This window comes from Paraliobacillus sp. X-1268 (assembly GCF_003426095.1).
Taxonomy (GTDB): domain Bacteria; phylum Bacillota; class Bacilli; order Bacillales; family Amphibacillaceae; genus Paraliobacillus_A; species Paraliobacillus_A zengyii.
Map to the genome: position 1 here is coordinate 37,195 of NZ_QJSK01000015.1, position 14,787 is coordinate 51,981.

The following is a 14,787-nucleotide window of genomic DNA, read 5'->3' on the forward strand; positions in this document are numbered from 1 at the left end:
GTTTAATTATTTACCTTCAAGTTCAAGATTAAATTGATCTGCCGATTGTGTATCTTCTTCATCTATATCTCGAAGTTCAATTTCTTCTTCATCAGCTGAAAGCATTTTTACATCCAAACCAAGGCTTTGCAACTCTTTAATTAATACCTTAAATGATTCTGGTATACCTGGCTCTGGAATACTTTCTCCTTTAACAATTGCTTCATATGTTTTCACGCGACCAACAACATCATCTGACTTCACTGTTAAAATTTCTTGTAACGTGTAAGCTGCACCATATGCTTCTAGTGCCCAAACTTCCATTTCACCGAAACGTTGGCCACCAAATTGTGCTTTACCACCTAATGGTTGCTGTGTAACAAGTGAATATGGTCCAGTCGAACGTGCGTGTAGTTTATCATCAACCATGTGCGCTAGTTTAATCATGTACATGACACCAACAGAAACACGGTTATCAAATGGTTCTCCACTACGTCCATCATAAAGAACTGTTTTTGCATCTCTTGCCATTCCAGCTTCTTGAATCGTTTCCCACACATCTTCTTCACGAGCTCCATCAAATACAGGAGATGCTACATGAATACCGAGTTGTCTTGCAGCCATACCTAAGTGCATTTCAAGTACCTGACCGATGTTCATACGTGATGGTACACCTAACGGGTTAAGCATGATATCGATTGGTGTTCCGTCTGGCATAAATGGCATATCTTCTTCTGGTAATATCTTAGAAATAACACCTTTATTACCGTGACGACCAGCCATTTTGTCACCTTCATGAATTTTACGTTTCTGCACAATATAAGCACGAACTAATTGATTCACACCTGGTGGTAGTTCGTCACCATCTTGGCGATTAAAGATTTTAACATCCAATACAATTCCACCGGCACCGTGTGGTACACGTAAGGAAGTATCACGTACTTCACGCGCCTTTTCACCAAATATTGCGTGTAACAAGCGTTCCTCAGCAGATAACTCTGTTACTCCTTTTGGTGTCACTTTACCTACTAGTAAATCACCATCTTCAACTTCAGCACCAACACGGATAATACCTCTCTCATCAAGGTCGCGTAGTGCATCTTCTCCGACGTTTGGAATGTCTCTTGTAATCTCTTCAGGTCCTAGCTTTGTATCACGAGCTTCAGATTCATATTCTTCAATATGGATAGAAGTGTAAACATCATCTTTCACTAAGCGTTCACTCATGATAATAGCATCCTCATAGTTATAACCTTCCCAAGTCATAAAGCCAACTAGAACATTTTGCCCTAGTGCTAGTTCACCATCTTCCATTGAAGGACCATCTGCTAGGATTTCTCCTTTTTTCACACGATCCCCAACACTAACGATTGGTCGTTGGTTATAACAGGTTCCTTGGTTAGAACGGATGAATTTTTGCAAGCGATATGTATCAACATCGCCTTGTACTTCTTTCCCATCAACTTCTGATATGAGGCGAACTCGAACTTCTTTCGCTTCGACACGTTCCACTATACCATCTCGTAGATTGATAACAGCTGCACCTGAATCCTTACCAGATACATATTCCATTCCAGTACCAACAATCGGCGAACGCGGTTGTAATAAAGGAACAGCTTGACGTTGCATGTTGGCACCCATAAGCGCACGGTTAGAGTCATCATTTTCCAAAAATGGAATACATGCTGTAGCTGCGGATACAACTTGTTTTGGTGAAACGTCCATATAATCTAAACGATCACGACTTACAACAGTATTTTCACCACGGAAACGAGCGATAACTTCTTCGTCTGCAAATGATCCATCATCTGTTAGACTAGCATTTGCTTGCGCAACAACATAATTATCTTCTTCATCTGCAGTCATATAATCATAACGTTCCGTAACTTTGCCTGTTTCTGGATCAACACGACGGTATGGTGTTTCAATAAAACCAAACTTATTAACTTTTGCAAATGATGACAAAGAGTTAATTAAACCAATATTCGGCCCCTCAGGCGTTTCAATCGGACACATACGGCCATAGTGAGAATAGTGTACGTCACGAACTTCAAAACCTGCACGTTCACGAGTCAAACCACCAGGTCCAAGCGCAGATAAACGACGTTTGTGGGTTAATTCAGCTAATGGATTTGTTTGGTCCATAAATTGTGAAAGTTGAGAACTACCGAAAAACTCTTTAATGGAAGCAATTACAGGACGAATGTTAATCAATTGCTGCGGTGTAATTGCTGAGGTGTCTTGAATAGACATACGCTCACGTACTACACGTTCCATTCTAGAAAGACCAATACGGAACTGATTTTGCAACAATTCACCTACAGAACGAAGTCTACGATTTCCTAAGTGATCAATATCATCTGTATTACCTACTTGATGTAAAATGTTAAAGAAATAGTTAATAGAAGCAAGAATATCAGATGGTGCAATATTCTTAACCGAATCATCAACTGCTCCATTACCAATAACATTTAGCGTTCTTTCCCCTTCAGGATCAGTGGGATCAAATATTTTAATCATTTGAATTTTTATTGGCTCTTTAAGTACACCTTCATCAGGTTCAACATATTGCTCGCCAAAACTATCTTCTTTTGCATCCAAATATGGTAAGATTTTATCTAATAAACGACGATCTAGTTTATCACCTTTTTGTGCTACAACTTCCCCGGTTTCATGATCTACTAACGGTTCCGCTAAAGTTTGATTAAAAAGACGATTTTTAATGTGTAACTTTTTATTCATTTTATAACGTCCAACACGAGCTAAATCATATCGTTTCGGATCGAAAAACCTAGAAACTAATAAGCTTTTTGCATTCTCAACAGTTGGCGGCTCGCCAGGTCGTAAACGCTCATAAATTTCTAATAAAGCTTTTTCACTTGTTTCTGTGTTATCTTTTTCTAATGTATTTTTTAAATATTCATTATCACCGATAAGATCAATAATATCTTGATCATTGCTAAAACCTATTGCCCGTAATAATACGGTAATTGGTAACTTTCTTGTGCGATCTATACGAACATGCACAACATCTTTAGCATCTGTTTCAAACTCAAGCCATGCTCCTCTATTGGGGATAACTGTAGCTTTATATCCGCGTTTACCATTTTTGTCTATTTTTTCACTAAAATACACACTTGGCGAACGAACAAGCTGTGATACAATAACACGCTCGGCTCCATTAATAACAAAAGTACCTGTATCTGTCATTAAAGGGAAATCTCCCATAAATACCTCTTGCTCTTTTACTTCGCCAGTTTCATTATTTAATAAACGAACTTTCACACGAAGCGGAGCGTTGTAGGTAACATCTCTTTCTTTCGATTCAGCAACAGGATATTTTGGTTCACCTAGATTATAATCAACAAATTCTAGTGATAAATTCCCTGTGAAATCTTCAATTGGAGAAATATCTTTAAACATTTCCCGCAATCCTTCCTCTAAAAACCATTCATAGGAAGCTGTTTGAATCTCAATAAGATTTGGTAGTTCCAATACCTCACTGATACGTGCATAGCTTCTGCGCTGGCGGTGTCGTCCATACTGAACTAGTTGACCTGTCAACTGCTTCACCCCTCAAATCAAGAATAGAAAACAAAAGAGCTTAATAAATCAAAATAAAATTTTGACAAGCTCACATACCTTCACCTTATTCCAATAATGTTTTAACTGCTATTGACTTATACAGCGGAAAAGGTATAATTTAATCAGAATAAAAATTGTTCGGCAATCTCACCGAACAAACTTGTGAAATGACTTACTCACAAGTCGTTATAATACATTTACATATGTAAGTAAATGGTATTGTATTGAAAATTAACGAAACAATTTCTGCCTGGAAACAGCATTAAAACTACTACTAAATCCCCAAACTTCTACACTTACCTTCACAGCATTACCATTGTTTCCTTTATTAATCATAATATACATTTTTTCCTTGTCGCATGCCTATTGACACACGAATCTACCTATTGGCATTTTTCAATGCTACCACAATCAACCACTAGAGTCAACATTTAATTAAATGCATTATTTTGTTGCACAAATGATTTCATAACCCTTACTCTTTTTTATTGTTTCAACTTCTTTAAACATTTGTTGCATTTTTCTAAAGGCAGAAGGAGCACCTTGCTTTTTTTGAATAACCACCCACAACTGACCGCCCTTCATTAAATTTTGAAAACTATCTTCAAACATTTGATGAACCACTTCTTTTCCGGCCCTGATTGGCGGATTGGTCAAAACAGCTGCATATTCTACTTTAGGTATAGATTGAAAACGATCACTCACATAAAATGTAGTATTATCTATGTTGTTTTGTTCTGCATTCTTTTTCGCTAAAACGAGTGCTCTTTCATTAACATCACTCATAATGAAATGCCGGTCTGGGAATACCTTAGCTAGCGCAAGACCAATTGGTCCATAACCACAGCCAAGATCAACAATATCACCGGAAACATTTGGTACTGTGAATGCTTCTATTAACGTTCTAGAACCAAAATCCACTTCATTCTTAGAAAAAACTCCAACATCACTTGTAAACTGAAAGGAATTACTACGTAGTTCAAAACTCCACGTTTTGGGGTCACTTTTTGATTGAGGTTGATTCGCAAAGTATTGCTCAGACATATTAGCACCTACTTTATTTAATAAATGTGTAAAGCTCGTCTATTAATAGACGAGCTTTACACTAGTTTTAACTTACTTCAATTCTACTGAAGCGCCAACTTCTTCAAGTTTAGATTTCATTTCTTCTGCTTCTTCTTTAGTAACGCCTTCTTTGATTGCACCAGGAGCGTTATCTACAAGATCTTTAGCATCTTTAAGTCCAAGACCTGTGATCTCACGAACTGCTTTAACAACTTTAATTTTAGCTGATCCAACGCTTGCTAGAACAACATCAAATTCAGTTTGCTCTTCTTCAACCGCTCCACCAGCGCCACCGCCAGCTGCTACAGGTGCTGCTGCTGTTACACCAAATTCTTCTTCAATTCCTTTAACAAGGTCGTTTAACTCAAGTATAGACATTTCTTTGATTTGCTCGATAATTTGTTCTTTAGACATTATATTTTCCTCCTAATTATGTTTTAATACGTAAATGTTTTGCAAATACCTTTTCTGAAAATCAGTAATTAAGCACCTTGCTCTTCTTCTTTTTGTTCTGCAACAGCTTTTGTTGCATAAGCGAAGTTACGAACTGGAGCTTGTAGTACGCTAAGCAACATTGAAAGTAATCCTTCGTAATTTGGTAGTGCCGCAAGATCCTTGATTTGCTCAAGTGTCGCGATGTTACCTTGAATTACGCCACCTTTAATTTCTAATGCTTCGTGATCTTTAGCGAAATTGTTTAAAATTTTTGCTGGAGCCACTACATCTTCTTTACTAAAAGCGATAGCAGTTGGTCCTGCAAGTACATCTTTCAAATCTCCAAGATCAAGTTCTTCTGTAGCACGACGTGTCATTGAGTTTTTATATACCTTAAACTCTACACCAGCTGCACGTAGTTGATCACGTAGTTCTGTAACTGCTGCTACATCAAGGCCACGATAATCTACAAGGATGGTAGATTCACTATCGCGGAACTTGTCTGCAATTTCAGATACAATTTGTTTTTTCTGTTCAATAATAGTTGACAAAAATTCCACCTCCTATTGACTTATCATCATACCGAAACATCAGGTTAGTCTTTTTATCTCGATTCATCTAATAACAAACCTTCACATCTGTAGTAGACGTGAAGGTTTGTTTGAATGGATTAGATATCACTTCGTACAATATCATATTTATTCAGACACCTCGGTAGGATATTAAGCGAATAACGCTCCTACTGTCTACGGTATAACGTATTTGATTTATTTTCAACATTTCTTATTATAATCAAGAGCTATCATGAAGTCAATAACTAATTCTTATTTTCCAAAAGTTGACGGGTCCACTTTAACTCCTGGTCCCATTGTAGATGTAACTGCTGCATTACGAACATAGATACCCTTTGATGCTTGTGGCTTTACTTTCATCAATGTGTCTGTAAGTGCATCAAAGTTTTCAATAAGTTTATCCAAATCAAATGAAGCTTTTCCGATTGGTACGTGTACATTTGATTGACGATCAACACGGTATTCTACTTTACCAGCTTTGATTTCATTTACTGCCTTCTCAACATCAAATGTTACTGTACCTGTTTTAGGATTTGGCATTAAACCTTTTGGTCCAAGCACACGTCCTAATTTACCAACCTCAGCCATCATGTCTGGAGTCGCTACAATAACATCAAATTCGAACCATCCTTGATTAATTTTATTAATCAAATCTTGTTCTCCTACATAATCAGCTCCAGCAGCTTCCGCTTCTTTTGCTTTATCACCTTTAGCAAACACTAGAACCGTCTGTGTTTTACCAGTACCGTGTGGCAATACCATTGCTCCACGAATTTGTTGATCTGCTTTCTTAGGATCTACACCTAAACGAAAAGCAGCTTCAATTGTTTCATCAAAATTAGCATTTGCATTTTGCTTCACTAATTCCAATGCTTCTTTTACCTCATATTGTTTAGTACGATCAACAAGTTTAATTGCTTCCTGTTGTTTCTTCGTTTTTTTAGCCATTATATTTCCTCCTTGAATGTGGTTTTAACGGTTATACCTCCCACTTAATAAAGCGGATCCTGTTAATAGAAAGATTCTACTAACAAGGACTAGACAACTATAATCTAGTTTGTCATCCTACAAAAAGGTTGCGAAAATGGCTTATACCCCATTAGCGCAACCTTCTCCTCATCAGTCTAAAGCTTTGGGATTAATCTTCAATAACAATACCCATGCTACGTGCAGTACCTTCTACCATACGCATAGCAGCTTCAACATCTGCAGCATTTAAATCAGGCATTTTTGTTTCTGCGATCTCTTTTACTTTATCACGCTTCAACGTTGCAACTTTGTTGCGATTAGGTTCACCTGATCCGCTTTCGATTCCTGCTGCTTTTTTAAGTAATACCGCAGCTGGCGGAGTTTTTGTAATAAATGTAAAGGAACGGTCTTCAAAAACCGAAATTTCTACCGGAATAATCATACCAGCTTCATCTTGCGTACGGGCATTAAATTCCTTACAAAATCCCATAATATTAACACCTGCTTGACCCAATGCTGGTCCAACTGGTGGTGCTGGATTTGCTTTCCCTGCCGGGATTTGAAGTTTAACTACTTTAATTACTTTTTTAGCCACGAGACACACCTCCTTAAGTCCGTGATGTGGTAATAGGGCATCTCAGACCCTCCCACTCATCTCTATCATTTGAAACCTTATACTCGAAGCATAAAGAACATTAAAATTTTAGCATGTTCAAATTGAAAATGCAAGCTATTCTTTAATAATCTAAACGCGTTATAGTTTCTCTATTTGAGAAAAATCTAATTCAACTGGCGTTTCACGACCGAACATATTAACATGCACTTTTACCTTTTGTTTATCTAAGTCAATTTGTTCAATAGTACCAGTGAAATCATTAAACGGTCCATCCGCAACCCTTACACTTTCTTTTAACTCAAAATCGACTTCTGTAACAGACTCTTGCATACCCATCCGCTTTAAAATCATTTCCGCTTCTTCAGGTAAAAGAGATGTTGGTTTCGTACCTGAACCAGCAGAACCGACAAATCCGGTCACTCCTGGTGTATTACGAACTACATACCAAGAACCGTCCGTCATGATCATCTCTGCTAATACATAACCCGGAAACACTTTTTTCTTAGCTACTTTTTTCTTACCATTCTTAATTTCTGTCTCTTCATCTTCTGGAACTAAAACACGGAAGATCTTATCTTCCATTCCCATCGATTCTAATCTCTTTTCCAAGTTAGCTTTCACCTTATTTTCATAACCTGAATAAGTATGCACAACAAACCACTCTTTTTCCATTCAACAGGGCATCATTACGCCCCTTCCCTCCCTTATTATAATAATCTATTATTTTTCCCAATTTAAAAAACCCGTAAAAACGGGTTCCCTTGTTTAAAATGTCTATTATTTATCATTATAGCATATAATACCGTGAACTATTCAAAAAATAAATTAAGAATTTCTGTAATACCTAAGTCTACTATAGCAAAAAAGACAGCAACAAATGCTACAGTTGCAACTACAGTGACTGTATATCTAAATAATTCTTGTCCTCCAGGCCATGAAACTTTTTTCATTTCTCTGGAAACATTTTTAAAGAACGTAATGAGATTCACTGATTGGTACCCCCAAACTTCCGCCAAAATTTAACTAATTACTCTTTACTTTGTTTCACGATGCAATGTGTGCTTCTTACACTTTTTACAAAATTTATTAACTTGTAAGCGTTCTGTGCTTGATGTATTTTTACTTGTACTATAATTTCTGCTTAAACATTCCGTACACGCTAAAATCACTTTCTTTTGCATTCTCTCACCCCTAACAAGAGTGAGTTTCACTCTTAATAATGTAGCATGGTTACATTGGACTGTCAACGATTCCCTGGTCTGTTAAAAACTCATTTCACTAACGTTTATATACCGTTCCAATTTACGCTTGACTCTTTGAAGAGCATTATCAATTGATTTCACATGTCGCTTCAACTCAAGCGAAATTTCTTGATAGCTACGCCCATCTATATATAAAGCGAGCACTTCTCGTTCAAATCCACTTAACACTTCAGCTAACTTACCTTCCATATCTCCGTACCTTTCCTGATTAACAACTAGATCTTGCGGATCATCTATAACATCCGAATCAGCCAACATATCTAATAATGTTCGTTCTGACTCTTCATCATAAATTGGTTTATCCAATGAAACATAAGAGTTTAGCGGCATATGCTTTTGTCTTGTAGCTGTTTTAATTGCTGTTATAATCTGACGTGTTACACATAGCTCCGCAAATGCTCTAAAGGAAGATAACTTGTCTCCATTATAATCCCGGATTGCCTTGTATAAGCCAATCATCCCCTCTTGCATGATGTCGTCATGGTCTGCACCAATCAAGAAATATGTCCTTGCTTTTGCTCGCACAAAACTTTTATGTTTTTTTATTAAAAAGTCCAAAGCCTGACTATGCCCACGATGTACAAGCATAATTAGCTCATCGTCTTCGAGTCTCTCTAAGTCTGTAACATGATTATTTGGATCAATGTAAGCAGTACGCAACCTGGACTCCTCCCGAGTGTTGAAAGTGAATATACTTTATAACATTATACTGTAAGCGTTCAACTATCGTCAACAGTGCGTTTTTCACTTGTTTCCCCTTCGCCAGCGTTCAAAAACGTCCAATACATCTTGCGTAATTGGAATTTTGGTAGCTTTTTGCGTGCTTTTATATGTTTTTAAATCATTATCTATTTCAGTTTGGACGTTTTTTATTTCAATATATAGCTCTCTTGCTGATTTACGAAAAGCACCTTGAGCAAAAATCGTGCGTTGTTCTGTATAATCAGATGTTGCAACATAAACCTTTGTCTTAACATTTTTAAATTCTTTAACCACTCTCTCTATACATTCGTCTGCAGTTTCTTGTTCTTTCGTATAAATAACTTCAACTTTGTGATTTTGTTGCTTTGTTTGCGTTCCTCGAACTTCATAAGCATCAAATACAATAATAACACGGTATCCTCGATAAGCTTGATATTCAGCCATCTTCTCAATAAGTATATTGCGAGCTTGCTCTAGATCAGTCTCTTTGAGGCTCTTAAGCTCATCCCAATCACCGATCATATTATAGCCATCTACTAACAGGACATCCATCGGTTATTTACCTAAAGGATGTCGTTTGCGATATATTTCATACATTAACAAGCTAGCCGCTACCGAAGCATTCAAAGAAGATACTTTTCCTTGCATTGCCAAACGTACTGTCCAGTCACACTTTTCTTTCACTAACCGGCTCATGCCCTTTCCTTCATTGCCAATCACAAGTGCTATTGGCATGGTTCCCTCTAACGCTCGATAATCTTCCGTGCCTTCCGCTTCCGTACCAACTACCCATACATTACGAGATTTTAACTCCTCAATTGTTTGCGCCATATTTGTTACACGTACAACAGGTACATATTCAATAGCTCCAGCAGACGTTTTCGCAACGATTGCTGTTAGGCCAACTGCACGACGTTTGGGAATAATAATACCATGAGCCCCTGTAGCATCGGCAGTTCGTAAAACGGAACCTAAATTATGTGGATCTTCAATTTCATCTAACAAAATAAAAAATGGATCTTCCTCTTTTTCTTCAGCTAACTGAAATATATCATCTAGTGAAGCATAAGAATAAGCTGCGACAGATGCCACCACCCCTTGATGGTTTCCATCAACTAATTGATCTATTTTTTGTTTAGGTACTTTTTGTAAAACAATTCCACTCTGCTTTGCTAATGCTTGTAACTTTTGTGTGGCTTGGCTGTTCAAATGATCGGAAACCATAATTTTATTAATAGAGCGTCCTGATCTTAGCGCCTCAACCACAGGGTTTTTACCGACAATCCATTCTTCTGACATATTATACCTCTCCTTTCTCTACAAATCCTATAGCTTCATTTATCAATTCCTCTAAACGCGCTTGCTCTTTCATTAGATACTGATAACCAATCAACGCTTCAAACGCTGTACTATGACGATATGTCTTTAAATCTGTGTTTTTCGGAATTGAACCAGATTTCGCATTTCTACCTCTTCGTACAACAGCTTGTTCTTCTTCATCTAAATTACCCTTGTCGAGCCAATATATTAATACTTTAGCTTGTGCTTTAGCTGAGACAAATCCAATGGCAGATTGATGTAAGTTTTGTAGGTTTTGAATTCCTTTATTAATCAAATATTCTCGAACATATAATTCATAAATCCCATCACCTATATAGGCTAACGCCAGACTTTTCATCTGCTTTACATCCTGTAATTTCATAACTATCCTCTCTTCCACCTCGTACCTTGTGGTGTATCCTCTAAGATAATATTTTGAGCCTTCAAATCATCTCGAATTTTATCAGCCAAAGCAAAATCTCGATTTGCTCGAGCTTTTTCACGTTGTTGCATTAATTGGTCTACTTGATCATCCACCAACATTTCCGTTTCGGTTACATTAATGCCCAAAATATCTAACAACAAATCTAGTGCATTTTGAAATGCTTCGATAACGTTTGTTGACGTTTGTTTTGATTGCAAATAAACATTGGCTTCTTTTGTTATATCAAAGATTACAGAAATGGCATTAGCAGTGTTAAAATCATCATTCATCTCTGCAATAAATTGTTCCTTGTACCGCTCTATTTTATCTAACCAAATACTATCGTCATCCGTAAGATCCATACTAGCTTCTTTACGATGCAGTAGGTTTTGATAGGAATTCTTGATTCTATCCAGACTATTTTGAGCCCCTTCTAATAATGCTTCACTAAAATTAATCGGATTTCGATAATGCACACTAAGCATAAAGAAACGTAGTAACTGTGGATCAAATTTCCCAATCAATTCACGCGCTAAAATAAAATTACCTAATGATTTGGACATTTTTTCATGATCTATTGTAATATAGCCATTGTGAATCCAGTAATTCGCAAAGCTCTTACCTGTGGAAGCTTCTGATTGGGCAATTTCATTTTCATGATGAGGAAATGCTAAATCTTGACCGCCTGCATGAATATCAATTGTCTCTCCCAAATACTTCTTTGCCATTGCTGAACATTCGATATGCCAACCCGGTCTACCTTTTCCCCAAGGTGATGCCCATGATATTTCCCCCGGTTTCGCTTGTTTCCATAGCGCAAAATCAATTGGGTCATCTTTCTTTTCTCCTACTTGAATTCTAGCACCCGAACGTAGATCGTCAATCGATTGGTGAGAAAGTTTTCCATAACCATCGAACGCACGCGTTTTAAAATAGACATCACCATCAGCCGCATAAGCAAAGTCCTTCTCAATTAACTCTGCAATCAATGTTATTATTTCATCCATTGATTCGGTTACACGTGGATGGTGTGTTGCCTTTTTAACACCCAAAGCTGCAACATCTTCTTGATAAGCTTCAATAAAGCGTTCAGCTATCTCTGGCACTTCCTCATCTAATTCTTTGGCAGCTTTGATAATTTTATCATCTACATCTGTAAAGTTTAGTACATAATTAACTTCATAACCACTAAACTCTAAATAACGACGTGCAGTATCAAATACAATCGCTGGTCTTGCATTCCCTATATGAATGTAGTTATAAACTGTCGGACCACAGACATACATACTGACCTTTCCAGGCTCTATAGGTTCAAAAACTTCTTTTTTTCGGGTTAACGTATTATACATCCGAATTGTCATTTGATTTCACTCCTTTTAAATTTTCTAACTCATCATGTAAATCTTTTAATTCTTGCTTCATATTATCAATGACTTCCGCAACTGGATCTGGTAATTTATGATGATCCAAATCTCTTCTTATACGCTCTCCATTTTGAACAACAACACGTCCCGGTATCCCTACGACTGTTGAATGATCAGGCACATCTTCTAAGACAACAGAGCCTGCACCTATTTTCGAACTTTCCCCAACAACAATAGAACCTAATACTTTTGCACCCGTAGCTATTAAGGCATTGTCCTTAATTGTAGGATGCCGCTTCCCCTTTTCTTTTCCAGTCCCACCTAATGTAACACCTTGGAAAATTGTAACGTTATCTCCTATTTCACATGTTTCACCAATCACAACTCCCATACCATGATCAATAAAAAAACGTTTGCCTATTTGAGCACCAGGATGAATTTCAATCCCAGTTAGAAAACGGCTAAACTGTGATATCACACGCGCTATAAAGAAGAATTTTTTTCGATAAAACATGTGGGCTACTCGGTGTGACCAGATTGCATGCAAACCCGAATACGTTAAAAAGACCTCTATATATGTACGTGCAGCTGGATCTTGATCAAAGATCACATCCATATCTTTTTTCAGCTGTTTCCATAACCACATAATATCGTTTCCCCCTATGGACAACCACATAATTAAATGGGTTCAATTCTAGTATTTTTCGTACAAAAAAACGCCTCTATGTCTTAATCAACACAGAGACGCTTTACATGCGCGGTCCCACTCTGTTTAGGGAATAAATTCCCTCCACTTAGGCTTTTTTTAACGGTTAAAAACCGCCTTTGTCTACTCGGATTTCGACAAAGGACTCCAAGGTGCATTTCCAAGACGTGTACCTAAAATCACTTTCAGCCAATGGTGATTTTCTCTAAATTAAGTACGGACGTCAGTACTTTTCCTCTTCAACGTTCACTTATTAGTTATACTATATTATATTTTAACACAAAATGGAACTGATACAATCTATAATTGTTCTAATACATTCGTTATTCTAGTTTGGACAACATCATTTCCTAACAAGTATATTGCATTCGGTAATTCTGGACCATGTGCCTGACCAGTTGTTGCAACACGAATCGGCATAAATAAGTTTTTGCCTTTTTGTTTTGTTTCTTTTTGCGTTGCTTTAATCTCTGCTTTAACCGCTTCTGGAGTCAATACATCCACCGCTGACAATTTCTCAGCAAATACACGCAACACTTCAGGAACTTGTTCACCACATAACACATCTTTAGCTTCCTCTGGATATGTAATGCCCGCTTGGAAGAAAAGTTCAGTAAGTTCAACAATTTCTTGTCCATAACTTAATTGCTCTTTGTATAAAGCAATCAACTCAATTGCCCATTCTCTTGTCTCTTCATCCATATCCTCAGGTAATTTACCTGCAGTTATTAAATGCGGTAATGCAAGTTCTACAACACTATCAAGACTGGCAGCTTTAATGTACTGGTTGTTTACCCACTTCAGTTTTTGAGGATCAAATATTGCCGCTGACGTTGATAGGCGATCAGGGTCAAACATTTCAATAAACGCTTCTTGTGTAAAAATTTCTTCTTCCCCAACTGGAGACCAACCTAATAAAGCAATGAAATTAAATAATGCTTCTGGCAAATAACCTAAGTTTTTGTATTGTTCGATAAATTGTAAAATATGCTCATCACGCTTACTTAATTTCTTGCGATTTTCATTTAAAATGAGGGTCATATGACCATATCGCGGCGCTTCCCAACCAAATGCATCAAAAATCATCATTTGTTTTGGTGTATTTGAGATATGCTCTTCACCTCTTAAGACATCTGATATTTCCATCAAATGGTCGTCAATAGCAACAGCAAAATTGTATGTTGGAATACCGTTTTTCTTAACCATTACCCAATCACCAAAGTCACTCGACTCAAACGTGATATTATCTCTTACAATATCTTTAAACGTATATGTTTTACCTTCAGGAACACGAAAACGAATGCTAGGCTGTCTACCTTCTGCTTCAAACTGCTCTATTTGTTCTGCTGTTAAGTTACGATGTTTCCCGGAATATTTGGGTACTTGTCCATTCGCACGTTGTTGTTCGCGCTCTTGCTCTAATTCCTCTTCCGTTACATAACATTTGTATGCAAGACCACGATCCAATAAATCAGAAACATGTGTTTGATATATGTCTAATCGTTCTGTTTGGCGATAAGGTCCATAAGCACCACCGATATCAGCACCCTCATCCCAAGTAACACCAAGCCATTTCAAATAGTTTAATTGACTTTCTTCGCCACCTACAACATTACGCTTCTCATCCGTGTCTTCCGTACGAATAATGAATTTCCCACCTAGATGTTTTGCATATAAATAATTAAATAATGCCGTACGAGCATTACCAATGTGTAAGTTTCCAGTCGGACTTGGTGCATAACGCACGCGTATATCTTTTGTCATCTTTATCTTTCCCCTTTCGTTTCA

The 14,787-nt window shown here is 37.3% G+C and carries 16 protein-coding genes and 2 other annotated features; all 16 genes read right to left on the minus strand.

The annotated features are described in order from the left end of the window. Nucleotides 1–6: 6 nt before the first annotated feature. On the minus strand, nucleotides 7–3,552 hold the full coding sequence (gene rpoB, locus D2K62_RS14205) for a DNA-directed RNA polymerase subunit beta (RefSeq protein ID WP_198663186.1): 3,546 nt from the start codon (nucleotides 3,550–3,552) through the stop codon (nucleotides 7–9). Nucleotides 3,553–4,008: 456 nt separating this feature from the next. Beyond that, the gene (locus tag D2K62_RS14210) at nucleotides 4,009–4,608 is read right to left on the minus strand and encodes a class I SAM-dependent methyltransferase (protein WP_112179257.1); all 600 of its coding nucleotides are present in this window, start codon (nucleotides 4,606–4,608) and stop codon (nucleotides 4,009–4,011) included. Between the two features lie 72 nt (nucleotides 4,609–4,680). Further along, a complete protein-coding gene (gene rplL / locus D2K62_RS14215) occupies nucleotides 4,681–5,043 on the minus strand; it encodes a 50S ribosomal protein L7/L12 (protein WP_112179255.1) in 363 nt (120 codons plus the stop codon). A 68-nt stretch (nucleotides 5,044–5,111) separates the two neighbouring features. Beyond that, complete coding sequence (gene rplJ, locus D2K62_RS14220; RefSeq protein WP_112179254.1) at nucleotides 5,112–5,615, minus strand: 50S ribosomal protein L10; 504 nt, start codon at nucleotides 5,613–5,615, stop codon at nucleotides 5,112–5,114. A gap of 63 nt (nucleotides 5,616–5,678) precedes the next feature. Then, nucleotides 5,679–5,834: a sequence feature (ribosomal protein L10 leader region), on the minus strand. A gap of 54 nt (nucleotides 5,835–5,888) precedes the next feature. After that, nucleotides 5,889–6,584, minus strand: coding sequence for a 50S ribosomal protein L1 (gene rplA, locus D2K62_RS14225; RefSeq protein WP_112179252.1), 696 nt, complete (start codon nucleotides 6,582–6,584; stop codon nucleotides 5,889–5,891). A gap of 190 nt (nucleotides 6,585–6,774) precedes the next feature. Then, nucleotides 6,775–7,200, minus strand: a complete 426-nt coding sequence (rplK, locus tag D2K62_RS14230; protein ID WP_157967388.1) for a 50S ribosomal protein L11 — start codon at nucleotides 7,198–7,200, stop codon at nucleotides 6,775–6,777. Nucleotides 7,201–7,359: 159 nt separating this feature from the next. Beyond that, nucleotides 7,360–7,893, minus strand: a complete 534-nt coding sequence (gene nusG, locus D2K62_RS14235) for a transcription termination/antitermination protein NusG (protein WP_112179249.1) — start codon at nucleotides 7,891–7,893, stop codon at nucleotides 7,360–7,362. A gap of 137 nt (nucleotides 7,894–8,030) precedes the next feature. Beyond that, nucleotides 8,031–8,210, minus strand: a complete 180-nt coding sequence (gene secE, locus D2K62_RS14240; protein ID WP_112179247.1) for a preprotein translocase subunit SecE — start codon at nucleotides 8,208–8,210, stop codon at nucleotides 8,031–8,033. A 45-nt stretch (nucleotides 8,211–8,255) separates the two neighbouring features. After that, the gene (gene rpmG / locus D2K62_RS14245; protein ID WP_112179245.1) at nucleotides 8,256–8,402 is read right to left on the minus strand and encodes a 50S ribosomal protein L33; all 147 of its coding nucleotides are present in this window, start codon (nucleotides 8,400–8,402) and stop codon (nucleotides 8,256–8,258) included. A gap of 81 nt (nucleotides 8,403–8,483) precedes the next feature. Then, nucleotides 8,484–9,143, minus strand: a complete 660-nt coding sequence (sigH, locus tag D2K62_RS14250; RefSeq protein ID WP_112179243.1) for an RNA polymerase sporulation sigma factor SigH — start codon at nucleotides 9,141–9,143, stop codon at nucleotides 8,484–8,486. An 84-nt stretch (nucleotides 9,144–9,227) separates the two neighbouring features. Further along, nucleotides 9,228–9,737 carry an NYN domain-containing protein gene (locus D2K62_RS14255; RefSeq protein ID WP_112179241.1) on the minus strand — a complete coding sequence of 170 codons (510 nt, stop codon included), beginning with the start codon at nucleotides 9,735–9,737 and terminating at the stop codon, nucleotides 9,228–9,230. Between the two features lie 3 nt (nucleotides 9,738–9,740). Beyond that, nucleotides 9,741–10,484, minus strand: coding sequence for a 23S rRNA (guanosine(2251)-2'-O)-methyltransferase RlmB (gene rlmB, locus D2K62_RS14260; RefSeq protein ID WP_112179240.1), 744 nt, complete (start codon nucleotides 10,482–10,484; stop codon nucleotides 9,741–9,743). A 1-nt stretch (nucleotide 10,485) separates the two neighbouring features. Further along, nucleotides 10,486–10,887: a Mini-ribonuclease 3 gene (locus D2K62_RS14265; RefSeq protein WP_117149445.1), complete on the minus strand. Its 402-nt coding sequence runs from the start codon at nucleotides 10,885–10,887 to the stop codon at nucleotides 10,486–10,488. 2 nt (nucleotides 10,888–10,889) lie between these two features. Then, nucleotides 10,890–12,290 (minus strand): cysteine--tRNA ligase, encoded by a 1,401-nt coding sequence (gene cysS / locus D2K62_RS14270; RefSeq protein WP_112179236.1) that lies wholly within the window; start codon nucleotides 12,288–12,290, stop codon nucleotides 10,890–10,892. Then, nucleotides 12,271–12,939: a serine O-acetyltransferase gene (gene cysE, locus D2K62_RS14275; RefSeq protein WP_112179234.1), complete on the minus strand. Its 669-nt coding sequence runs from the start codon at nucleotides 12,937–12,939 to the stop codon at nucleotides 12,271–12,273. The genes cysS and cysE overlap by 20 nt, the downstream gene beginning before the upstream one ends. A 91-nt stretch (nucleotides 12,940–13,030) precedes the next feature. Next, nucleotides 13,031–13,251, minus strand: a binding site (T-box leader). A gap of 48 nt (nucleotides 13,252–13,299) precedes the next feature. Continuing rightward, nucleotides 13,300–14,763: a glutamate--tRNA ligase gene (gene gltX, locus D2K62_RS14280; protein ID WP_117161628.1), complete on the minus strand. Its 1,464-nt coding sequence runs from the start codon at nucleotides 14,761–14,763 to the stop codon at nucleotides 13,300–13,302. Nucleotides 14,764–14,787: the final 24 nt, after the last annotated feature.